Here is a 21,639-nt window from a genome sequence, read left to right on the forward strand (position 1 = left end):
TATCGGCCTACCAACGCCGCTGGGCCTGTTCTCGCACATCCGCCCGCCGGTGCAGGGCAGCGCCCGACTTCGGCTGATGAAACCGGCCGTTCGCCGCGTACATCGGGATTTCTCGGCTTAGCGCCAAATAATTCGAATCTGACCCCCATAGGGTTTAAGGCCCGCCGCAGGCGGGGGCGTCGCGCTACGCGCTTGCCCCCGGCACTTTTCCGCTCCCTTTCTCCTCACGGCAGCGGCATCGCCCCCGTGATTTCGCCTGCGGCGTGTTCTTCAGGAATCGGGGAAGGGGGAAGTCCCAGCCCATGAGGCTCCCCGGGCGAAAGCGCCCCCTGAGAAAGCCCTCCAAACCGAGTGTGGCAAAATGGGCCCAACCCTAAGGGTTCGTCGCGCATTTGTCTTTATGTCTGCAACCCCGCGCGCGGCATTCTTTTCCTTTCCACCACTTGATGCGCCGTCAAGCGGCGCAAAGCGAGCAATATGACGTCGCAACTGTCCCTTTTCCCGGGCTGGCCGCCGGCGCCTGATCCCGTTTTCTTCGCTGGTCTGGCATTGGTATTTGCCGGTCTGGCAGGAGAAATCTGTTTCCGGAGACTGCGCCTGCCGCGCATCACCGGTTACGCGGTGGTCGGGCTGGTCGGCGGTACGTTGGGCCTCTCATCGATGCTGGACGCGCAAACGAGCGCGGCCATCCGGCTGCTGATCGACCTGGCCCTCGGCCTGCTGCTGTTCGAACTCGGCAGCCGCCTGAATCTGAAATGGATGCGGGCGAATTCGTGGCTGATCGTCACCAGCGCGCTTGAAGCGTTACTGACCCTCATCGCCGTCTATGCGGTACTGCGGGTGTTCAATGTTGCGCCGCTCACCTCGATGCTTATCGCCTCGATCAGCATGGCAACCTCGCCTGCGGTGGTTGTCCAGCTCAAGAACGAGCTGCGGGCCGAAGGCCAGGTCACCGAGCGTCTGCTCGCCCTCGCGGCGCTTAACAGCATTTACGCCGTGGTCGCGGTCAAGCTGGTCTACGGCTGGATGCACCAGACCTATCACTCGAGCTATTGGGTCGTGCTGTTCCACCCGCTGTATTTGCTGATCGGCTCGATCGTGCTGGCGTTTGTGCTGGCTAAGGCCTGCAACCTGGTGTTTCGCAAGTTCGGCAGCCAGGACCACCACGCCTTCGTGATGCTGATCGGTCTGATCATGCTGATGGTCGCGCTGGTGCACATGCTCAAGCTGCCTAACTCGCTCACGCTGCTGCTCGCGGGGATCATTTTCCGGAATCTGGACGAACGTCCTCAGCTTTGGCCGGCGTACTTCGGCACAGCCGGCTGGTTGCTCGCTGTGGTGCTGTTCGTGCTTACGTCGCTGGCTTTCCAGTGGCAATACGTGGTGATCGGCGGTGCGGCCGCGGCAGCGATCATCGTGGTGCGTTCGCTGGCCAAGGTGGTAGGGACGGTTGCCGTCGCCCATCCGGCTGGTATCAGCTACAAACAAGCCGTAGCGCTTGGCCTGGCGCTTTGCCCGATGGCCAGTCTTGCGCTCGTACTCGTCGCCGACACGTACGACATCTATCCGCAGTTCGACCCGATGCTCAAGGCTGTGGTGATGTGCTCCATCGCGTTGCTGCAACTGGTTGGGCCGTTGGTGGTCTATTGGGCATTGGCCCTTGTCGGTGAACGGAAGGATTAAGCCATGTCATTAGAAGAATTCATTCCCTCGAAGCCGTGCACCTTCGGTGTCGAGCTGGAAATGCAGATCGTCAATCGCCACGATTACGATCTGACGAAGGCGGCTGCCGATGTCATGCGGCTAGTCGCCAAGGAGACGCATCCGGGCGATATCAAACCGGAAATGACCGAAAGCATGATCGAGCTTTCGACCGATATTTGTCATCACCACAGCGACGCGGTCTCGCAACTGCGACGCGTGCGCGACGTGCTGGTTGCCGCGAGCGAGCAACTCAACGTCGGGCTGTGCGGCGGTGGCACCCACGCGTTTCAGCGCTGGAGCGAGCGCACCATTTACGACTCGCCGCGTTTTCATTTCCTCTCTGAGCTCTACGGCTATCTCGCGAAGCAATTCACGGTGTTCGGTCAGCACGTCCACATCGGCTGCCCTGACCCGGACAGCGCGTTGTATCTGCTGCACGCGATGTCGCGTTATATCCCGCACTTTATTGCGCTGTCGGCATCGTCGCCGTACGTGCAAGGCGTCGATACGGGTTTCCATTCCGCGCGTCTGAATTCGGTGTTCGCGTTCCCGCTGTCGGGTCGTGCGCCGTTCGTCCTCAAGTGGGAAGACTTTGAGACTTACTTCGACAAGATGGTGAAAACCGGCGTCGTCGAGAGCATGAAGGACTTCTACTGGGATATCCGTCCTAAGCCGGGCTTTGGGACGATCGAAGTCCGAGTGATGGATACCCCCTTATCCGTCGATCGCGCGGCTGCTATCGCCTGTTACATCCAGTCTCTGGCCCGTTATCTGCTCGAGGAGCGCCCGTTCACGTTGAGCGAGGACGATTACCTGGTCTACACGTTCAACCGCTTCGAGGCTTGCCGGTTCGGTCTGGAGGGGGCTTACGTCGACCCGCAGAGCGGTGAGCGCACTACGCTGGGGCAGCACATTTCCCAGACGCTGGAGATCATCAAGCCTCACGCAGCGGTGCTGGAAGCCGAAGCGGCGTGCGACGAGATCCGTCAGCTGGTCGCGTCAGGCACCAACGACGCGGTGTGGCTGCGTCAAATTCACGCAGACGCCAAGTCGCTCAACGAGATGGTTCGGCAGCAGTGTTTGCGATGGGCGTCGTGAGGCCGTCGTGCTTCTCAGGACGCTAACCCGCTTGTCTTAACACCGGTGATTATCCGATCGGTGTAACGAAACCCCGCCTTGGCGGGGTTTTTTATTGCCCGAACGGTTTTGCTCAGGCCTTGGCGTGCTGCTGCGAGCCGTTGGTACACGCATCGCAAGCGCTGCGTTTTCCACTGTTCGTCCTGACAGGGTTTTCCGTTTTTTGCAGCGCTCGTAGCAAGGTTTTAAGGTTTTAATAGGTTTACTGTATGTATACATAGTAGTAGTTAACAAAGGCAGCCCACTGCTGTGGATAACCACAGTTAACGCCGTGTAAACAGCGACTTGCCCGATTGAGAACTGGATGGACAAACAGCGGGTATCCCAAGAACAACTCAGAACAGTTTTTGCCCCCTGTGGAAAGATTCGCAAGTTATCCCGAACCCATGCACATGTAGTCCGATAAGTTATCCAGAAAGTTATCCACAGGCGCCTAAATATTGTGCAAGACACCCCCGAAAACACGGTTTTGTGGATAATTTTGACGTTCTCGCGTCGCGTGCGAGGTTCGCAGCTACAATCTCGCCACTCTGTTTTTGTGACGTACCGCGCGTGTTGTCTGAAGTGATTGATGTTGGTTTTGTTGGCTGTAACGCGCGAAATCGCGGGCGTCGTCTATTTCTTCACTTCGCATGTCAAAAAGGTGACTTCACCGGACATGCCGATCAGCTCATTCCCCGAATTTTTTGCCGAACGGGTCGTTACGCGACCGAGGGTCGTCGTTCGTGTTTCAGAACATTTGCGTTTTGGTCGAAACGAATGGGCGTTTCGTATACGCACTCGCATGCGATAAAGCGAAGCCGATCCCTCGATGTTCGAGGCAGTTTTTCGGGGGACGTAACAGGGACTTCGGGGCAACGAAAAGCGTCGCTACGGCCTGCGAGCCAAGTCCGGCGCGGCTTTGCACGGATGCGTGAAATTGGTGCGGGGTGCGAGACAAGCCGCGGCGTTACATCTATTGGCTTGGCGGCGGAATTCGCATGGGATGCGAAATGTTTTTGACGCTGTCACGATTCGCCCGCGCAGTGAGCAGGACACCAATATTTTGTAAACATTGCGCCTAGGATTTGGGAGATCAGTACAAGAACTGATACGCCAAAATTCGACTCAGAACACACAATGGAATCGTGGCGGGAAGGCAGGTTCAACAGCGACTTGCCGTCGCGTATCGACACGGAAGTGGGTCAGGGTTTCCCCCGGGCGGGGCGCCGAAATTGATGGAAAGGCAAGGCATATCGTGTGATGCACCGCCTGCGAGTAAATTTGACAAGCTGTTTTATCGACGTATAGTTTTTAGAAATCCTAACGAAAATCATGGCTACTCCGACCCCACTAGATGAAGCGCTATCCAAGCGCGTAACGGCAGGTTTGTTGCGCATGGGAACGGCGTTACGGAGCCACGCCTGGGAGGGCGCGGCATTGGCTGGATTGACGCCGACGCAGGGCGAGATTCTGACGCTCTTGCTCTCGCGTGGCGTGCCGATGCGATTGGGCGAGATTGCGGAGGATGCCGCACTCACATCGGCCACGGTCAGCGAGGCCGTGAGCACACTGGAATCCAAAGGGCTGGTCGAGAAGCGGCGCGATGCCAACGACGGCCGGGCACTGGCACTTCGACTCACCGCTCGCGGCCGTACCGCCGCCAAGCGCGCGTCGCAGTGGCCCAACTTCCTGACGACGGCCGCCGACTCACTGGGCGACAAGGAATGTGCCCAGCTCTACCGCGCGCTCGTCAAACTCGTCTTCACGATGCAAGAGCGCGGCGATATGCCGCCGCAACGCATGTGTTTGACCTGCACGCACTTCGAAGCGGCACCGCGCGGCAAAGGTCAGTACCACTGCAATCACTTCAATGCGACGTACGACGATTCGCGAATTCCTCTCGATTGCAACTCGCACGAGGACGCCGACATCGCCACGCAGCGCAAGGTCTGGAAGCTCTACAGCAAGGTCTGAGCACCGGACATTGGTCGCCACGCATACGCGGCGCGAACGAGGGGGGAACGCCATCCGGCATGGGTGGCGTTTTTTTTCGTCGGGACTTGTCACGCACATGACCGGCGCAGCCCTGTACACTGCGCTCTTTTGTACCCACGAAACTCGTCGCATATACATGTCAGCTAAGCGCAGAATCGAAGTCAGAAAGTCCGGCGTCCACGGCAAGGGTGTGTACGCGATCCGGCGCCTCAAAAAGGGCGAGCGCGTGATCGAGTACAAGGGCGAGATCATTTCGTGGAAAGAAGCTTTGCGCCGGCATCCGCACGACCCCGATCACCCGACGCACACCTTCTACTTCAGTCTGGAAGACGGCCGTTGTATCGACGGCAAAGTCGACGGCAATAACGCCCGCTGGATCAATCACTCGTGCGCGCCGAATTGCGAAGCGCGCGAAGAGGGAAAACACGTACAGATCTACGCCATGCGCGATATCGACGAAGGCGAAGAGCTTTTCTATGATTACGGTCTGGTGATCGATGCGCGTTACACGGCCAAACTCAAGCGCGAGTACGCCTGCCATTGCGGCAGCAAGCAGTGTCGCGGCACGTTGCTCGCACCGAAGGGCTGACACGCTGAAAAAGCAGGAAGGGTGACGCTAACCGCGGCATCGGTGCGGACCGGGCCTTGCGTGTTATCGAGATATCTCGACAGGCCGCGATACCGTCCGATGCTGGGTGAGAAGTTGACGAGTGCGACGCCTGAGTTTAGGCCGAGGCGCGATCGCCGGCAAACTGGTCGATAGCGAGCGCCAGATCGACGTCGCGTTGTGTCAGACCGTCGGCATCGTGCGTTGAGAGCGTGATGTCGACCTTGTTATAGACGTTGAACCACTCCGGATGGTGGTTCATCTTTTCGGCCTTGAGCGCGACCTGCGTCATGAAGCCGAATGCCTCATTGAAATCGTGAAACGTGAAGCTGCGCTGGATGGCGTCGCGGCCGACCACCTGATGCCACTCGGGTAGCTTTTCGGCCAGTTCGGCGCGCGCCTCGGATGAGAGTCGTGTTGTCATGGCATTCCTTTCAAAGCGTATTCAGTACAGTACGAATCGAATATCGAATCGACGCGCCTTTTGAGCCCGTCGATTGGCTATTGTTTCACAGGCGGATGACGCGTGCGCGCAAGATCCCACCCGTAGGGGAGATCCTGCGCTCGGGTGGTCCAAATATCGGAAACGGCTAGACGCGATCGGGCCGAGCCCGTCAGGCCGGCAGAACGATCTGCGTATCTTGCGGCAGGCGGGCGTTGGCGGCGAACGACGGCTCAGCGGCCAGCGCCTTGAACAGCGCGGGCAAATCGGCGCGCATGGCGTCGAACAACTGGGCGAAGTCGTCGATGACGAAGTACGTTTGTTGGAACGTGTCGATGCGGTATTCCGTGCGCAGTACCCGGTCCAGCGAGAAGCCGATGCGGTTCGGTTCGCGCGACGTCAGCGAGAACTCGGTTTCGCCGCGGCTCGAGACGATACCGGCGCCGTAGATGCGCAGGCCGTCACCATCGCGCATCAGACCGAATTCGACCGTGTACCAGTACAGGCGGGCGAGCAGCGGCAACGCGCCGATCTCCTGCGCCACCTTGCCAGCCTGACCATAGGCTTGCATGAAGTCGGCGAATACCGGATTAGCAAGCAACGGCACGTGGCCGAACACATCGTGAAAGCAGTCGGGTTCTTGCAGGTAGTCGAGCTGATCGGGGCGGCGCATCCACCACGTGGCGGGAAAACGGCGATTGGCCAGATGGTTGAAGAACACGTCGTCCGGCACGAGGCCGGGCACTGCCACGACTTGCCAGCCGGTGGCCGCCATGAGCTTTTCGTTCAGTTGGGCGAACTCCGGCACGCGGCGGGCGTCCATGTCGAGTGCGCGGATACCTTCCATGAAGGCGTCGCACACACGGCCGGGCAGCATGGCGGTCTGGCGTTCGTAAAGTTGTTGCCACACCGCGTGATCGACCGCGCCGTATTGCTCGACAGGTTGATCGATGGTGAAGTCGGGCCGGGTCGTGAGACCGGCGTCGAATTGCTCCTTGAGCATGGCGGTGGTGGACATGATGCTTACGTCTCAATCAGGCATTAACAATGATTGAAAGTGTAGTGCGCATGGCATGCGAAATGGGCGCATAATGCGCCTGTGGTGAAAGTCGTTTGCATAAAGTTCGCAAAAATAAGCGATTTATTGCGGAGAATCGTCATGGTTGATCTGGATAGCTACGATCTGTCCCTGTTGGAGTCCTTGCAGAAGGACGGACGGGCCACGCATCACGAGTTGGCCAAAGATGTGGCGCTCTCGGCGTCGCAGATCGGCCGGCGGCTTCAGCGACTCGAAGCGGCGGGCATCATCGAGGGGTATCGGGTGGTGTTACGGCCCGAAGTGCTGGGCCTCGGGGTGACAGCGTTCACGACGCTGCGCTTGCAACATCATGGCGACCATGTCATCGAGCGCTTTCAGGCCGAGATCGATCTTTTGCCGGAAGTTCTGGAATGCCACGCGGTGGTCGGCGAAGCCGATTACCTGTTGCGCATCGTCGTGCCCGATCTCAACGCCTTGTCGGCCTTTGTGATGAAGCGCCTGATGCAAGTGCCGGGTGTGGAGAACGTGCGCTCGAACATTGTGCTCAGCGCCTTCAAGCGGAGTAATTCGCTGCCGCTGCACTATCTGTCGCGCAGCACGGGCGTGCGTCGGGTGAGCGGCTCGGACGACTGATCGGGCCGGGCCGGCGGACTTAGTCCTCCGGCATCAACCGGGGCTTGATGTATCGCCCATAGATCAGCGACATGATGAGCGCGACGGTCGAGCCGACCAATACTTCGATCACGCGCAACATGGCGAGGCTCAGTTCCTCGTGCAGCCCTTGTCCCTGACCGCTCAGCGCAGCGGACATCAGAATGACGACCGTGGCCGGCCCCAGCCGCCAGTTGGCCGGATAGTTCTGCACCAGCATCGCCGCAAGCGTGGCGATGGTGATTCCCACCAGCATGGCCGGCAATCCCGGTCCCATCACCAGCAAGACAATACAAGCCACGATCGCGCCGCTGATCGTGTTGATCGAGCGCGCCTTGAAGTTACTGCGTGCCTGTAGCGGGTCGGGCTCGGTCACGATGATGAGCGAGATCATGGCCCAGTACGGCTCGGGAAAGCCGGCAGCCCGCAGGCCGAACCAGACGATCAGCGACCCGGTAAGAATCTTGACCAGATAGACCAGCGCATTCTTCTTTGGGTGGAGAAAGGCGATGGACATGGGCAGCAGATGGCGCCAAGACGGGGGGGCGCGAAGACAAGAAGTTGCCAGTGTGACATAGGCCGCGTCTGTGGCCCACCGGCAGATTATCCGAAGCTTCGCTGTCTGGAATCCGAATTGTGGCGTTCGTCTGCGGATGTCATGGGAAATGGTTCGAGATGCCAAAAGGTGCGGGGTAGAATCCGGAAGACCAGAAACAGGGAGGAGTCCGGCATGCATAGCCGAACGCAACGAGTCTGGCCCGCAGCGCCTTTGGCGTGGGCGGCACTGAGTCTTGGCATTTTCGCGGCGTCGCCTGCACAGGCTGCGCGTGTCACGAGTGTGAGTCCGCAGGGTGAAGTCGCCAGCGTCGACCAGGTCGTCGTGAAGTTCGACGAAGCGATCGTTCCCGCAGGCGACCCGCGCGCGCAAGCACCCGCCACGGTGCGCTGCTCGGACCCGAAGCTCACTGGCGACGGCCATTGGCTCGAACCCAAAATCTGGGTGTACGACTTCAAGCAGTCGTTGCCACCCGGCGCGAAATGCGCGGTCGAGATGCGCAGCGGTTTGTCGGCCGTCTCCGGCGCCGCGCTGACTGGCACGACACGCTACGCGTTCAATACCGGCGGCCCCGCCGTGACGGGGATTCGCCCGTCATACGGTCCCATCGATGAAAACCAGATATTCGTCCTCACGCTGAACGGCGAAGCCGATCCGGCCAGCGTGCGCAAAAACGCCTGGTGCGAGACCGAAGGTATTGGCGAGCGCATCGGCGTGAAGTGGATCGAGGGCGATGCCCGCGCGGCACTCCTCAAGCGATTCAATCTGGAAAAGCAAGCGCAGCGCGTGGTGATGCTGCAATGCAATCGCACGTTAGCTGCTGGTGCCAAGATGCATCTCGTCTGGGGCGCTGGCATTGCCACGCCGTCGGGCGTGGCGACACGCCAGTCGCGACCGTTCGAATACGAGGTCCGCGAACCGTTCACGGCCAGCTTCAGCTGCGAGCGTGAGAACGCCAACGCGCCGTGCACGCCGTTGCGCCCGCTGCGCTTGACGTTCACCTCACCGGTCGCGCGAGACATGGCCGCTAAGCTGCGTGTGGAAGGCGCCGGCGCGCAACGCAGCCCGAAGTTCGATGCCACCGATCGTGCGTCGAGTGTGACCGATGTCACCTTCGATGCCCCCTTCCCCGAGAAGGCTGAACTGACCATCACCCTGCCTAAGGGTTTCACCGACGACAGCGGCAGACCGCTGGCGAATGCGAGCGAGTTTCCACTGCGCACCAAGACGTCGACGATGCCGCCGCTTGCCAAGTTTGCTGCTGCGCCGTTCGGTATCGTCGAGCGCTTCGCCGAGCCCGGCATGCCGCCGATGTTGCCCGTCACCTTGCGCAAGGTCGAACCGGCGTTACAGATCAATGGCCTTGGTGTGGCAGGTGAGGCGGCCATCAACGGCCGCACGATGCAACTGCGCGTGGATGACGATACGCAGGTGTTGACGTGGCTTTCCCGCGTGCGCCGCTTCGACGAGACGTGGATGACGCGCAAGCAGATCGCCTCCGAGATGCCGTCGATTCTCTCGGGCCCCGCCGCGAAGGACAGCTTCGGTCCTAACGCTGCGGCTACGGTCGAAGACAAAGTGACGCGTTACGACACGCGCAGCCTGTCGCTACTTTCTGGTCTGCAAGGCGTGCAGGCATTGACGTTGCCAGTGCCCAAGGAAAAGGACCCGCGTCCGTTCGAAGTCGTCGGCATTCCGTTCCAGAAGCCGGGCTTCTACGTGGTGGAGCTGGCTTCACCTTCGCTGGGGGCGGCGCTCTTGGGCAAATCGTTGCCAATGTATGTGCGCACCACCGTGCTGGTGACCAACCTCGGTGTGCATTTCAAGATGGGCCGTGACAACGCCGTGGCTTGGGTCACGACGCTGGATAAAGGCCAGCCGGTGCCGAATGCAAATGTGCGCGTGCTCGATTGCGACGGCAATGAAGTTGCGACTGCGGTAACCGACAAGACGGGCGTCGCGAAGATCGACAAGCCGTTCGAGAGCTACAAGTATTGCGAGAAGAGCAGCCGATCGGGCTACTTCGTCGTGGCTCGCACGCAGGGCAACGATCCCGACATGGCGTTCGTTTCGTCGGACTGGAATCGCGGCATCGAGCCGTGGCGCTTCCACGTGCCGACCGATGGCGGCAGCAGTCCGACGGTGCGCGCACAAACGGTGTTCGACCGCATGCTGTTCCGCGTCGGTGAAACCGTGTCGATGAAGCATTTCATTCGTCAGGAGACGATGCAAGGGTTGTCGCTGCCGGGCGGTTTGCCGTCGCAACTGACGATCACGCACGAAGGCTCTGGGCAGACCTACACGCAGCCGGTGACGTGGCGAAACGGCCGGTTGGCGGAAAACACATTCCAGATTCCGCAAGGCGCCAAGCTTGGCGAGTACTCGGTGACGCTCGATTACATCGACGGTGACAAGCGGCCGCCCAATTACCCGGCGTCGCTCGATGCCGGGCACTTCCGTGTCGAAGCGTTCCGCCTGCCGGTGTTGGCGGGCAGCATCGGCGTGCGAGATGCCGCCAAATCACCGCTCATCAACATGACGGAAGCGCCGCTGAACGTTCAGGTGAATTACGTCGCGGGCGGTCCGGCCGGGAATTTGCCGGTGCGCGTGTCGGCCTTGATGCGCCCGCGCGATCTCACGTTCGACGGCTATGACGACTTCAGCTTTACGCCTTATCGGCCGCCCTCGGCACAAACCGGTGCGTCGGATGACGACGATCAGAACGGCGACGAAGGTTCGGGCGCGAGCGATCAGAAGCTCGTCGCCGACAAGCAACGGCTGGTGCTTGATCGCAATGGTGCTGGCAGTCTCACGCTCAAAGATCTGCCGAAGGTCGACCGGCCGAGCGATTTGGTACTGGAGGCGAGCTTTGCCGATCCGAATGGCGAGATTCAGACGCTTCGCGGCAATGCCACATTGTGGCCGGCAAATTTGATCACCGGTGTCCGCAGCGAAAGCTGGGTATCGGTGACGAACAAGCTGCCGGTGAAGGCGCTTGCCCTCGACCTGCAAGGCAAACCCAAGTCGGGCGTGGCGATGGATGTGCGTGCCGAAGCTCGCATTACCACCAGTAGCCGCAAGCGCATGGTGGGCGGCTTCTACGCCTACGACAATCGCACCGAGGTGAAGGATCTCGGGACGGTGTGTAGCGGCAAGACTGACGATCGCGGCCTGTTGTCGTGCGATGTGTCGCTCACGCAACCGGGTGAAATCACGCTGGTTGCACAAGCCAAAGACGACAAGAGCAATCTGAGCACGGCCACGACCAGCGTCTGGGTTACCGGACGAGGTGAGGTCTGGTTTGGCGGCGACAACACCGATCGTATGGATGTTCTGCCTGAGCGGCGCGCCTACGAGCCAGGCGAGACGGCCAAATTGCAGGTGCGTATGCCGTTCCGTACGGCGACGGCGCTCGTGGCCATCGAGCGCGAGGGTGTGATCGAGACGCGCACGATGGAGATTTCGGGCAAGGACCCGAACATCTCGCTCAAGGTCGACCCGTCGTGGGGCCCGAATGTCTATGTGTCGGTGCTGGCGGTGCGGGGGCGCATCCACGAGGTGCCTTGGTATTCGTTCTTCCAGTGGGGCTGGAAGCAGCCGCTCGAATGGTTCCGTGCGTTCTGGTACGAAGGACGTGAGTATCAGGCGCCAACCGGGTTGGTCGATCTGGGTAAGCCCGCCTATCGCTTTGGCGTGACGGAGCTTCGCGTGGGGACGGCGGGGCAGCGTCTTGGCATCGAGGTCAAACCTGACGCTGCGACGTACCCGGTGCGCGGTCATGCGAAGGTACGGATCAAGGTCACGCAACCGGATGGCAAACCCATGCCAGCTGGCTCGGAGGTGGCACTTGCCGCCGTCGACGAGGCGCTGCTGGAGTTGGCACCGAACACCAGTTGGAATCTGCTCGATGCCATGTGGCAGCGTCGCAGCTATAGCGTGACGACGGCGACCGCGCAAATGGAAATCATCGGTCGCCGACACTACGGACGTAAAGCGGTACCCGCCGGTGGTGGCGGGGGCAAGAGCCCGACGCGTGAGTTGTTCGATACGTTGTTGTTGTGGCAGCCGCGCGTCGTACTCGACGACAAGGGCGAGGCGAGCGTCGACGTGCCGCTCAACGACTCGATTTCCAGCTTCCGCATCGTGGCGATTGCCGACGACGGCAAACCGGGAGACGCGAGTGCCAAGGCGCTTGGCTGGTTTGGCACGGGGACAGCGACGATCCGCACGACGCAGGATCTGCAACTGATCTCGGGGCTCCCGCCGCTGATCCGCGAAGGCGATAACTACCGCGCGCAATTCACCGTGCGCAACACCACGCAGCACGCCATGCAGGTGCAATTGACCGCGCGGGCGACGCAACTCACGCTGGCACCGCAACGTGTCGACGTACCGGCGGGCGAGTCGCGCGAAGTGGCATGGGAGGTCACCGCACCGACCGGCCTGGCGGATACGCGCGCGCAACGCGTGCTGTGGGAGGTCTCGGCGCAGGCGCCGGCCGCTGGTGGCGGCGCGGCGGCGAGCGATGCCATCAAGGTGGGGCAGGACATTCAGCCCGCGCTGCCCGCGACCGTGCAGCAGTCTGTGCTCACGCAGGTGGAAGGCAGCCTCACGTTGCCGATGGCGCCACCCGCGGGGGCTGTGGCGGATAGCACGGGCAAGCTGCGCGGTGGTGTTCGCGTGAGCTTGCAGCCGCGTTTGTCGCAAGGGTTGCCGGGGGTCAAGCGCTGGTTCGAGCTGTATCCGTATGCCTGCCTTGAACAGCAGGCGTCTAAGGCGCTGGGTTTGCGTGACGTTGCACAGTGGAAACGGGTGACCGGTACGTTGCCGTCGTATCTCGACGAAGACGGTTTGGCCAGTTACTTCCCGCCGCAGGAAGGTTTTGCGAATCAGGGCAGCGATACGCTCACCGCCTACCTGCTGGCCGTCAGCAATGAGGCCAAGGCGCTTGACCCGGCATATGCCATCCCCGACGACGCGCTCGCGCGTATGCAAGACGGGCTGGCTGCGTTTGTGGAAGGGCGTCTCACGCGCAGGTTCTGGGCACCACGCGACGACCTGACGCTGCGCAAGCTCACGGCGATCGAGGCGCTCTCGCGCTACGGCCGCGCCAACGCGCGCATGCTCAGTTCCCTGACGATTGCGCCGAACGACTGGCCGACGTCGGCCGTCATCGATTGGTACGCCATCCTGCAACGTCTGACCGATGTGCCGCAGCGCGCTGAACAGATGGCGCAGGCCGAGCAGATTCTGCGGGCACGACTCTCGTATCAGGGCACCCGCGTGGGCTTCTCGACGCAGTCCAGCGACGGTCTCTGGTGGCTGATGGTCGGCCCGGAGACCAACGCTGCACGGCTGGCGTTGTTGATGAATGCCAACCCGGCGTGGAAGGACGAGATGCCGCGTCTGGTGATCGGCTTGCTCGGCTTGCAATCGCGCGGTGCGTGGTCGACGACCACAGCAAACGTGTGGGGCGGGTTGGCGGTCGATCGCTTCTCGGCGCGTTTCGAGCGAGATACGCCGACGGGGCAGACGGCCATCCAATGGCAGCGCGACAACCAGACGAGTGGCGCCGTACAGACCGTCGACTGGGACAAGCTGAAGGCGGGCACCGTGCCGCCGCCGGTATCGCTGCCGTGGCTCGCGCAGGCTGCGACCGGGTCAGATAGCGGACGCGATGTGCTGCGGCTGGACCAGGGCGGCGCAGGTAAGCCGTGGGCGACGATTCAAAGCCTCGCCGCCGTACCGCTCAAGGCGCCGTTCTCGGCCGGTTACCGGGTTACGCGTACGGTGCAGGTGCAGGATGCGGCCGACAAATCGGGCGATAACTTTGTCCGTGGTGCCGTGTTGCGTGTGCGCCTCGATATCGATGCGCAAGCCGATATGCGCTGGGTCGTCGTGAGCGATCCGCTGCCGGGTGGGGCAACGGTACTTGGCGGCGGACTGGGCCGAGACTCGGCGATTGCGACGCAGGGGGAGCGCAGCGAAGGTGCGATGCCTGCGTTCGAAGAGCGTGCGCAGGATGCCTACCGTGCTTACTACGACTACTTACCGAAGGGGCAGCACCGTATCGAATACACCGTGCGGCTGAACAACGTCGGTAAGTTTGCGACGCCGCCCACGCGTGTCGAAGCGATGTACGAGCCGGCCATGTATGGCGAGTCGCCCAACGCGCCGGTGCAGGTTGTTCCGGCGAAGCCATGAATCGGAGTATGAGGACGCTATGACGTCGAACTTCTTTCAACCTGCGGCGGCGCTGCCCCGCGACGCCCGGCGCTTCTGGTGGCTGGCGGCAGCCGCCGGTGCCGGGTACGCGTTGGCACTGCGTGGCGCGCCGTACCCCGATCAGGCGGTCGCGAAGGTGTTTCTGTGCGCGCTGCTGTTGTTCGCAGCGCTCTATCACCGCGTGCCCGGCGAGCGTGTTTGGTTGTGCGCGGCACTGATCTTCTCGGGCGCGGGCGATGTACTGCTGGCATTGCCGGAGATGGCACAGGGGTTCGTGCTTGGCCTTGGCGCGTTTCTGATCGCGCACTTGGCTTACTTCGTATTGTTCTGGCGTGTGCGGCGCCGCTGGTCGCAAGTGCCGACGTGGCATCGGATCGCCATCGTGCTGGTATGGATCACGGCGGCGCTCGCCTATGTGATGTATTGGCCGGGGATGGGGGAACTGAAGGCGCCCGTGGCCTGTTACGTGATTGTGCTCGCGATGATGGCGTCGGCGGCGCTGCTGGCCGGTGTGCGTGGCGAGTGGGCCGCTGTTGGGGCATTGCTGTTCACCGTGTCGGATGCGCTGATCGGTACCACGCGCTTCGTGGGCAGCGTGCCTGCACAGGAATACGCCATCTGGATTCTTTACGCACTGGCGCAGTTGCTGCTCACGGCCGGCATTCTGGCCATACGTCCGGGGAGTGCGTCACGGCCCGCCGGCGGAAGCGAAGGTAGCGGTACCGGAAACAGCGGAAATAGCGGGAATCATGGAGACGCGCGCGGTGCCTGATGTTCGCCGTCTGACGGCATCGGTCGTCGTCGCCCTTGCGCTATGCACGCTACAGGCAGTGCAGCCTGCCCACGCGGTGCCGTCGTTTGATGAGGTGCGGCAAGACTGGCGCGCGTCGGACTGGATTCTGCTCGATCGTCACGGTCAACCGTTGCAGCGTCTGCGCGCGGATATGCGGGCACAACGCGGTGATTGGGTCACGTTGGCCGACGTATCGCCCGCCTTCCGGCAGGCGCTGATCGTCTCGGAAGACAAGCGCTTTTACGAGCACAGCGGTGTGGACTGGCGAGGTGTTGCCGCCGCTGCCTGGGGCAATCTCTGGCACTCCCGTACGCGTGGCGCTTCGACGCTGACGATGCAATTGGCGGGGCTGCTAGATGACGATTTGCGACCGAGCACACGTAATCGCTCGATGACGCAGAAGGTCGGACAGGCCGCAACGGCGGTTTGGCTCGAACAGCGCTGGCGCAAAGATCAGATTCTTGAGGCGTATCTGAATCTGGTGCCGTTCCGGGGTGAACTGGTTGGTATTTCGGCCGTGTCGCAGACTCTGTTCGGCAAGTTGCCGATCGGGCTGGACGCGCGAGAGTCAGCCATCGCTGTCGCGCTGCTGCGTGCACCCAATGCACCTGCCGCTCGGGTGTCGCAACGCGCGTGCGGCATCTTGCGCGATATGAGCTCGAGCATGAACGCTGCCAGCGGGCAGGGTGGCGGTGCCGCCAACGACTGCAACGGACTGGAGGGTTACACGCAACTGGTGTTCTCGCGTCCCGCAAGCGTCATGACCACGCGCGACGCGGTGAGTCTGGCGCCGCATTTCGCGCGTCGGGTGTTCTCGGCAAGCCGGCCACCGGCAGGCACGCGTCTGACCAGTACGCTCGATGCCAATCTTCAGCGCATGGCGGTGACCACCTTGCAACAGACGCTGCGCGAGCTGGGCGCACCGGGGCGCGGGCGCAACGTGCAGGACGGCGCACTCGTCGTCATCGACAACGCCAGTGGCGACATCCTCGCGTGGGTCGGGTCATCGGGCGCGTTGTCGGCGGCGGCGCAGGTCGACGGGGTGACGTCGTTGCGTCAGGCGGGCTCGACGCTCAAGCCATTTCTTTATGCGCAGGCCATTGCAGAGCAGCGGATCACGGCGGCATCGTTGCTCGACGATTTGCCGCTGGATCTGCCGACCGGCGGCGGCCTGTACATTCCGCAAAACTACGACCGGCACTTCAAGGGATGGGTGAGTGCACGCACGGCACTGGCGTCGTCGCTGAACGTACCGGCGGTGCGCACGTTGGTGATGGTGACGCCGCGTCGTTTCGCGCAGACGTTGGTGTCGTTGGGACTGCCGCTCACGCAAAGCGGCGATTACTACGGTTACAGCCTCGCGCTGGGCAGTGCGGATGTCACGCTACTCTCGCTGACGAACGCCTACCGTGCGCTGGCCAACAACGGCGTGGCGAGCGACACGCATGACCTGTTGCCCGCGTCATCGCGCACGGGCAATAGCAAACTCGCAGCCAACGCCAACGCCAACGCCAACGCTATTCCACGCACTACCGTTTTCACGCCGCAGGTCAGTTTCATCGTCTCTGACATGCTGTCCGATCGTCAGGCGCGCACGCGCACGTTCGGGCTCGACAGCCCGCTCTCCACGCGTTACTGGACAGCGGTCAAAACCGGCACAAGCAAGGACATGCGCGACAACTGGGCCGTGGGATATTCGCGGCGTTACACGGTCGGTGTCTGGGTCGGTAACGCCGATGGTGCGCCGATGTGGGATGTCTCGGGCGTCTCTGGCGCTGCGCCGATTTGGCACCGCGTCATGGATTACCTGCACCGCCGCACGGCGAGCTTGCCGCCTGCGCCGCCCGCAGGCGTCGAGCATGTCGCGGTGCAGTATGCCGAGCATGTCGAACCGGCACGCGAGGAGTGGTTTCTCGCAGGCACAGCGCAAAGCACGATTGCCCTGTCGTCACTGGCATCGAAAGCCCCTGGCGGCCCCCTATGGCGCATTGCGGGCCCCGCCGACGGCACTATCGTCGCACTCGACCCCGATATCCCACCGGCAAATCAACGGCTTTGGTTTCAGGTAGCGGCTGCGTGGCCCAAAGGTGCCGCGTGGCGTCTCGATGGCAAGCCGCTGAGCGGCAGCGCACGCGTGAGTTGGTTACCGTGGCCGGGACGCCATACGCTCGAACTCGTCGACGCGTCGGGCACGGTTCGCGACAGTGTTCGTTTCGAGGTACGCGGCGCGAGCGTGAACGACGGTAAGCGCATGCGCAATGCGAGCCGCTGAGCGTATGTGCTTATTCCGCAACAAGGATTGCCACGATTAATTTTTGATGAAGCAGACGCGTCGACGCGATGCGCGCTACACTAAAAATCAGACTTGGCAATGCGTGACGCGATGTGTCGGTGGCGGGTCGAACCCGCAACGATGTGCGCGCACACGCCCTGTAGCGGAGACACATCGATGATCACGCTGGATGCGCGGCAAACCGCGCAGTTGCTACCCTATCCGCAATTGGCCGACGGTATCGAGGCCATGCTCATGGAGATGCGCTCGGGCACGGCGCGTGCGCCGGAGCGTCTGCACTTTCCCCTGACTGAACCTGAACGCGGCCGTCGTGGCGGTGTGTTGCTGGTCATGCCGGCCGCCAACCGCGATGTGGCGATGACCAAGCACATCACCGTGCATCCCGAGAATTGTCGAGCGGGCAAGCCGTCGATCATCGGTGAGGTGATGGTGTTCGATCCGCACACGGGCGAGCGCCTGATGCTGCTCGACGGCCCGACCGTGACCGGGCGACGCACGGCGGCCGTTACCTTGTTCGCGGCGCGAAAGTTCGCACCGCGGCCGCAGGGGCCGGTGTTGATCGTCGGTGCCGGTGTGCAGGCCCGCGCGCATCTGGAAGCCTTTGCAGCGGGCATGGGCACGCGTCACTTCATGATTTTCTCGCGCAGCCCCGAGCGCGCGCATGCGTTGGCCGAACATGCGGCGACGCTTGGCGTTGAGGCGACCGTGGTCGACGCCATCGAGCCGGTGTTGAGCACGGTGAGCATCGTCATCACGGCGACCACAAGTAGCGAACCGGTACTGCCCGATAGCGATGCTATGCGTTGGCGCGACGACATCTTCGTCGCCGGTGTCGGTGCGTTCCGTCCCGATATGCGTGAACTGCCGCCGCAACTTTGTCGCGATGCCGCCGTGCGCGGCACGCTTGTGGTCGACACCTGGGAAGTGAAGCACGAGGCGGGCGATTTGCTACACGCCGCCATCGACTGGGGGCGGGCGGCGCCGTTGCTCGACGCGATCATCACCCCTGACCGTTTCCGCGCGAGCGGCCCGGTGTTGTTCAAGAGTGTGGGTTACGCGTTGTGGGATCTGGCTGCCGTGCTGTGTGCGCGTGCCAATCTCAAAAGGGACGGCGTGCCAGAGGCGTGAGCGAGGCGCGGCGATACGCTAGGCTGGCAGTGCAATCGGCACGCCAGCCGCACCTGCCGACAGATGCGCAATGTCGGGCGTGATCACATGCACGGGCAGGCCGAGGGTCTGCTCGATCAAATCCGCGCGCATGATCTCGCGCGGTGTCCCTGTCGCGAGAATTCGGCCGTCGGCCAGCAGCGCCATACGGTCGGCGTGACGCGCCGCAAGGTTGACGTCGTGCACGATCGCCATCGCACCGAATCCCCATGACTTCGCCAACGCTCGCGTGAGTGCAAGCAGGTGATGCTGGTGCGCAAGGTCGAGCGCCGCCGTCGGTTCGTCGAGTAGCAAATAGCGCGGCACGGAGGGCACGGTCGGCGCCATTGAGGTTCCTGCATCGCCTACTGCATCCGTCGGCCACAATTGCGCCAGCACGCGCGCGAACTGCACCCGTGCCCATTCCCCGCCTGAGAGTGTCGTCACGTCGCGGTGCAACAACGGCCCCGCACCCACTCGCTCCAGTGCCGCCGTGGCGATGTCGGTATCACTTGCGCCGCGCGCGTTGCCGCGACGGGGCGTCGCAAACGGCAGCCGTCCCATCGTGACGATTTCCAATGCGCTAAATGGAAACGACAACTGCGCCGTTTGCGGCAGCACGGCGCGCAATCGAGCCAGCGCCGCCGTGGTGTATTGCGAGAGGTGCGCACCGTTGAGCGTAATGGCGCCCGACACTTGCGCACGAGGCGACATCGGCTCGCCCGCCAGCGCTTTGAGTAGCGTGCTCTTGCCCGCACCATTGCGCCCGAGCAGCACCAGCAATTCGCCGGGACGGATGTCGAGCGACAAGCCGTCGAGCACGGGGGCATCGGTATGAGCGATCGTCAGATTGTGGGCACTAAGCATGATGAAGTCCTGTCGGGTGTCGTGTCACGTTGACCGATCTACGTGTCCCGTTCCACATTTCACAACCCGAACTGCCCACGGCGTCGCCACAGCAGCATCAGGAAGAAGGGTGCGCCGAGCAGCGCGGTCAGAATGCCGAGCGGCAGCTCCGCAGGCGACACCCACGTGCGGGCGACAAGGTCGGCGAGCAGCGTCAGAATCGCGCCGAACAGCGCCGCCGCAGGCAGCACTGCACGTGGATCGGGGCCGACCACCAGTCGCACAATATGCGGCGCAATCAGACCGATGAAGCCGATCATCCCGCTGGACGCCACCAGTGCGCCCACGCACAACGCGCAAGCGACCATCACCCGTCGTTTCACCGACTGCACGGCCACACCCAGATGTAGCGCTTCGGCCTCGCCGAGCAGCAGGGCGTTGAGCGAGCGGCACTGACTGGCCAGCACGACGATGCCGAGCGCCACCGGCCACACGATCACGGCCAGCATCGACCATTGCGCGCCGCCCAGACTGCCCAAGGTCCAGAACGTGAGCGTGCGCAGCTGCGCGTCGTTCGCGAGATACGTCAGCAAGCCAATGGCGGCACCGGAGATCGCGTTGATGGCGATACCCGCCAGCAGCAGCAAGGGCAGGGCGAGACGGCCGCGCCCGGCGGCGAGTCGATACACGAGCGCAGTCACGCCCAGCGCGCCGACGAACGCCGCCAACGGCAGCATCCAGAGGCCGAGAGACGCGGCCAGTGCAGCGGGTAACAACACACCGCCCATCACAATGACGCCAGCCGCCCCCAGTGCTGCACCACTCGCCACGCCGATCAGGCCGGGATCGGCCAGCGGGTTACGAAAGAGCGCTTGTAACGCCGCGCCCGCGGCACCGAACCCCGCGCCGACGAGCATGCCGAGTACGATGCGCGGCAGACGAATCTGCAACATCACGCTGCGTGCTTGGTCCTGTGCGAAATCGCCGCTCGCGCCACGAAACAACGCCATGATGGCTTCGCCGGGCGCGATGCGATACGCGCCTCCGCATAGCGCCGCCAGCACGGCGAGCGCAAGCAGCGAGACGAGTACGGTCATTACGAGCCAACGGGGTGGACGGCGGCGCGCGACGCCTGTGGTTCCCGACGAACCTGTTGACGGATCACGCGTCTTGCGATCACCAACAGACGCTGGACTCACGCTGGCACCACGCGCCGGATCGGCGACAGGGCCTGGGACGGAGTGCGCAAGCGGACTTGAAGGAGGACTCGTATTGAGCGGGGAAGCGGCTGACATATCTTCGTTCAATAGCTGACCAATAGCGGGGCGATAGCCCTAAGCAGGCACACAGCCGTGTTTAAGCCGTGTGCACGCGCTGCGCGAGTTCCGCCACGGCTTGCGGCAGACGCGGACCGAAGCCCAGCAGATAGAGCGCGTCGAAGCTCACCACTCGCTTGGCGCGTCCCGCGGGTGTATTCGCTAATCCGGGTTGTGCCAGCAACGTTGCCGCCGGGTCGACACTCGACGGCCCAGTCGTCGTGGTGAGCAGCACATCGGGCTGCGCGGCCACTGCGGCTTCTGCCGTGAGAGGGCGGTACCCCGTAAAGCCAGTGAGCGCGTTGTCGGCACCGGCGTAGGCGAGCATCGCGTCGGCGGCGGTGTCCTGACCTGCGACCATCACCTGATTGCCTGTGTGGCCAAGGATGAACAGCACTCTCGGACGGCGTTGCTTGCCATAGCGTTGCGTAATCTCGTCACGCGCTTTCTGCCAGTCCGCCATGAAGCGGCCAGCCACGCGCGCGCCGTCATCGTTCACGCGCAAAGCGGCGGCGACATCGCGAATGTTGTCGCGCACCAGATCGGCCGTGTAACCGTGTGTGAAGCGCTTCACCGGCACACCGGCGGCGGCGATTTGCGTGAGCACGTTGGGCGGACCCGCTTCGGCACCCGCGAGCAGCAGATCGGGGTGCAGCGACAACACGCCCTCGGCGGAGAGCGTGCGCAGATAGCCGATCTTGGGCAGCTTCGTGGCGGCCTCGGGGTACAGGCTGGTGAGGTCGTTGGCAACCACGCGGTCCTGCGCGCCGAGCGCGTAGACGATCTCCGTCAACGCGCCGCCTGCGACGACAACGCGCTTCGGTCCCGTGGCATTCGCCATCGGCGCAGCCGTGGCTGCCCAAGCCGACGCTATCGGCGAGAGCCATGCCCCCGCTGCCACGGCCAT

Annotated in this window: 15 protein-coding genes; 9 read left to right on the top strand and 6 right to left on the bottom strand. The window is 62.7% G+C overall.

Annotated features, from left to right (window positions below; genetic code table 11):
• The first annotated feature begins 477 nt into the window (after positions 1-477).
• The 4 genes from ACPWR9_RS05265 (at position 478) to ACPWR9_RS05280 (ending at position 5,407) form a co-directional block, all read left to right on the top strand.
• Positions 478-1,683: a cation:proton antiporter gene (locus ACPWR9_RS05265; protein ID WP_426296162.1), complete on the top strand. Its 1,206-nt coding sequence runs from the start codon at positions 478-480 to the stop codon at positions 1,681-1,683.
• Between the two features lie 3 nt (positions 1,684-1,686).
• Positions 1,687-2,802, top strand: a complete 1,116-nt coding sequence (locus ACPWR9_RS05270; RefSeq protein ID WP_426296161.1) for a YbdK family carboxylate-amine ligase — start codon at positions 1,687-1,689, stop codon at positions 2,800-2,802.
• A gap of 1,353 nt (positions 2,803-4,155) precedes the next feature.
• The gene (locus tag ACPWR9_RS05275) at positions 4,156-4,797 is read left to right on the top strand and encodes a MarR family winged helix-turn-helix transcriptional regulator (RefSeq protein WP_174987909.1); all 642 of its coding nucleotides are present in this window, start codon (positions 4,156-4,158) and stop codon (positions 4,795-4,797) included.
• Positions 4,798-4,954: 157 nt separating this feature from the next.
• Positions 4,955-5,407 carry an SET domain-containing protein gene (locus tag ACPWR9_RS05280; RefSeq protein ID WP_426296160.1) on the top strand — a complete coding sequence of 151 codons (453 nt, stop codon included), beginning with the start codon at positions 4,955-4,957 and terminating at the stop codon, positions 5,405-5,407.
• A gap of 136 nt (positions 5,408-5,543) precedes the next feature.
• Here ACPWR9_RS05280 and ACPWR9_RS05285 read toward each other — a convergent pair whose 3' ends face one another.
• Together ACPWR9_RS05285 and phhA are read right to left on the bottom strand one after the other, a co-directional pair.
• Entirely contained in the window at positions 5,544-5,849 is a 306-nt protein-coding gene (locus ACPWR9_RS05285) for a 4a-hydroxytetrahydrobiopterin dehydratase (RefSeq protein WP_150679443.1), read from the bottom strand.
• Positions 5,850-6,039: 190 nt separating this feature from the next.
• Positions 6,040-6,885 carry a phenylalanine 4-monooxygenase gene (gene phhA / locus ACPWR9_RS05290; RefSeq protein ID WP_426296159.1) on the bottom strand — a complete coding sequence of 282 codons (846 nt, stop codon included), beginning with the start codon at positions 6,883-6,885 and terminating at the stop codon, positions 6,040-6,042.
• A 141-nt stretch (positions 6,886-7,026) separates the two neighbouring features.
• On the opposite strand from phhA, the gene ACPWR9_RS05295 reads away from it, so the two are divergent.
• Complete coding sequence (locus ACPWR9_RS05295) at positions 7,027-7,539, top strand: Lrp/AsnC family transcriptional regulator (protein WP_426296158.1); 513 nt, start codon at positions 7,027-7,029, stop codon at positions 7,537-7,539.
• A gap of 19 nt (positions 7,540-7,558) precedes the next feature.
• Here ACPWR9_RS05295 and ACPWR9_RS05300 read toward each other — a convergent pair whose 3' ends face one another.
• A complete protein-coding gene (locus ACPWR9_RS05300; RefSeq protein WP_150679441.1) occupies positions 7,559-8,074 on the bottom strand; it encodes an FUSC family protein in 516 nt (171 codons plus the stop codon).
• Between the two features lie 213 nt (positions 8,075-8,287).
• On the opposite strand from ACPWR9_RS05300, the gene ACPWR9_RS05305 reads away from it, so the two are divergent.
• From ACPWR9_RS05305 to ACPWR9_RS05320, 4 genes are all read left to right on the top strand, one after another.
• Positions 8,288-14,317 (top strand): alpha-2-macroglobulin family protein, encoded by a 6,030-nt coding sequence (locus ACPWR9_RS05305; RefSeq protein WP_426296157.1) that lies wholly within the window; start codon positions 8,288-8,290, stop codon positions 14,315-14,317.
• Positions 14,318-14,336: 19 nt separating this feature from the next.
• On the top strand, positions 14,337-15,110 hold the full coding sequence (locus tag ACPWR9_RS05310) for a lysoplasmalogenase (protein ID WP_426296156.1): 774 nt from the start codon (positions 14,337-14,339) through the stop codon (positions 15,108-15,110).
• Positions 15,088-17,403: a penicillin-binding protein 1C gene (gene pbpC, locus ACPWR9_RS05315; RefSeq protein ID WP_426296155.1), complete on the top strand. Its 2,316-nt coding sequence runs from the start codon at positions 15,088-15,090 to the stop codon at positions 17,401-17,403. Before ACPWR9_RS05310 ends, pbpC begins: the two co-directional genes overlap by 23 nt.
• A 177-nt stretch (positions 17,404-17,580) precedes the next feature.
• The gene (locus ACPWR9_RS05320) at positions 17,581-18,552 is read left to right on the top strand and encodes a delta(1)-pyrroline-2-carboxylate reductase family protein (protein WP_426296154.1); all 972 of its coding nucleotides are present in this window, start codon (positions 17,581-17,583) and stop codon (positions 18,550-18,552) included.
• Positions 18,553-18,570: 18 nt separating this feature from the next.
• Here the strand turns inward: ACPWR9_RS05320 and ACPWR9_RS05325 are convergent, their stop codons facing one another.
• From ACPWR9_RS05325 to ACPWR9_RS05335, 3 genes are all read right to left on the bottom strand, one after another.
• On the bottom strand, positions 18,571-19,437 hold the full coding sequence (locus tag ACPWR9_RS05325) for a heme ABC transporter ATP-binding protein (RefSeq protein WP_426296153.1): 867 nt from the start codon (positions 19,435-19,437) through the stop codon (positions 18,571-18,573).
• Between the two features lie 59 nt (positions 19,438-19,496).
• The gene (locus ACPWR9_RS05330) at positions 19,497-20,615 is read right to left on the bottom strand and encodes a FecCD family ABC transporter permease (RefSeq protein ID WP_426296152.1); all 1,119 of its coding nucleotides are present in this window, start codon (positions 20,613-20,615) and stop codon (positions 19,497-19,499) included.
• Between the two features lie 157 nt (positions 20,616-20,772).
• On the bottom strand, positions 20,773-21,639 hold the full coding sequence (locus tag ACPWR9_RS05335; RefSeq protein WP_426296616.1) for a heme/hemin ABC transporter substrate-binding protein: 867 nt from the start codon (positions 21,637-21,639) through the stop codon (positions 20,773-20,775).

The organism is Pandoraea pneumonica (assembly GCF_049918595.1).
GTDB classification, from domain to species: Bacteria; Pseudomonadota; Gammaproteobacteria; order Burkholderiales; family Burkholderiaceae; genus Pandoraea; species Pandoraea pneumonica_A.

Bases quoted from the DNA above. Each gene is read 5' to 3' on its own strand.
- ACPWR9_RS05265 (WP_426296162.1), top strand. From the start codon at position 478: ATGACGTCGCAACTGTCCCTTTTCCCGGGCTGGCCGCCGGCGCCTGAT.
- ACPWR9_RS05270 (WP_426296161.1), top strand. From the start codon at position 1,687: ATGTCATTAGAAGAATTCATTCCCTCGAAGCCGTGCACCTTCGGTGTC.
- ACPWR9_RS05275 (WP_174987909.1), top strand. From the start codon at position 4,156: ATGGCTACTCCGACCCCACTAGATGAAGCGCTATCCAAGCGCGTAACG.
- ACPWR9_RS05280 (WP_426296160.1), top strand. From the start codon at position 4,955: ATGTCAGCTAAGCGCAGAATCGAAGTCAGAAAGTCCGGCGTCCACGGC.
- ACPWR9_RS05285 (WP_150679443.1), bottom strand. From the start codon at position 5,849: ATGACAACACGACTCTCATCCGAGGCGCGCGCCGAACTGGCCGAAAAG.
- phhA (WP_426296159.1), bottom strand. From the start codon at position 6,885: ATGTCCACCACCGCCATGCTCAAGGAGCAATTCGACGCCGGTCTCACG.
- ACPWR9_RS05295 (WP_426296158.1), top strand. From the start codon at position 7,027: ATGGTTGATCTGGATAGCTACGATCTGTCCCTGTTGGAGTCCTTGCAG.
- ACPWR9_RS05300 (WP_150679441.1), bottom strand. From the start codon at position 8,074: ATGTCCATCGCCTTTCTCCACCCAAAGAAGAATGCGCTGGTCTATCTG.
- ACPWR9_RS05305 (WP_426296157.1), top strand. From the start codon at position 8,288: ATGCATAGCCGAACGCAACGAGTCTGGCCCGCAGCGCCTTTGGCGTGG.
- ACPWR9_RS05310 (WP_426296156.1), top strand. From the start codon at position 14,337: ATGACGTCGAACTTCTTTCAACCTGCGGCGGCGCTGCCCCGCGACGCC.
- pbpC (WP_426296155.1), top strand. From the start codon at position 15,088: ATGGAGACGCGCGCGGTGCCTGATGTTCGCCGTCTGACGGCATCGGTC.
- ACPWR9_RS05320 (WP_426296154.1), top strand. From the start codon at position 17,581: ATGATCACGCTGGATGCGCGGCAAACCGCGCAGTTGCTACCCTATCCG.
- ACPWR9_RS05325 (WP_426296153.1), bottom strand. From the start codon at position 19,437: ATGCTTAGTGCCCACAATCTGACGATCGCTCATACCGATGCCCCCGTG.
- ACPWR9_RS05335 (WP_426296616.1), bottom strand. From the start codon at position 21,639: ATGGCCGTGGCAGCGGGGGCATGGCTCTCGCCGATAGCGTCGGCTTGG.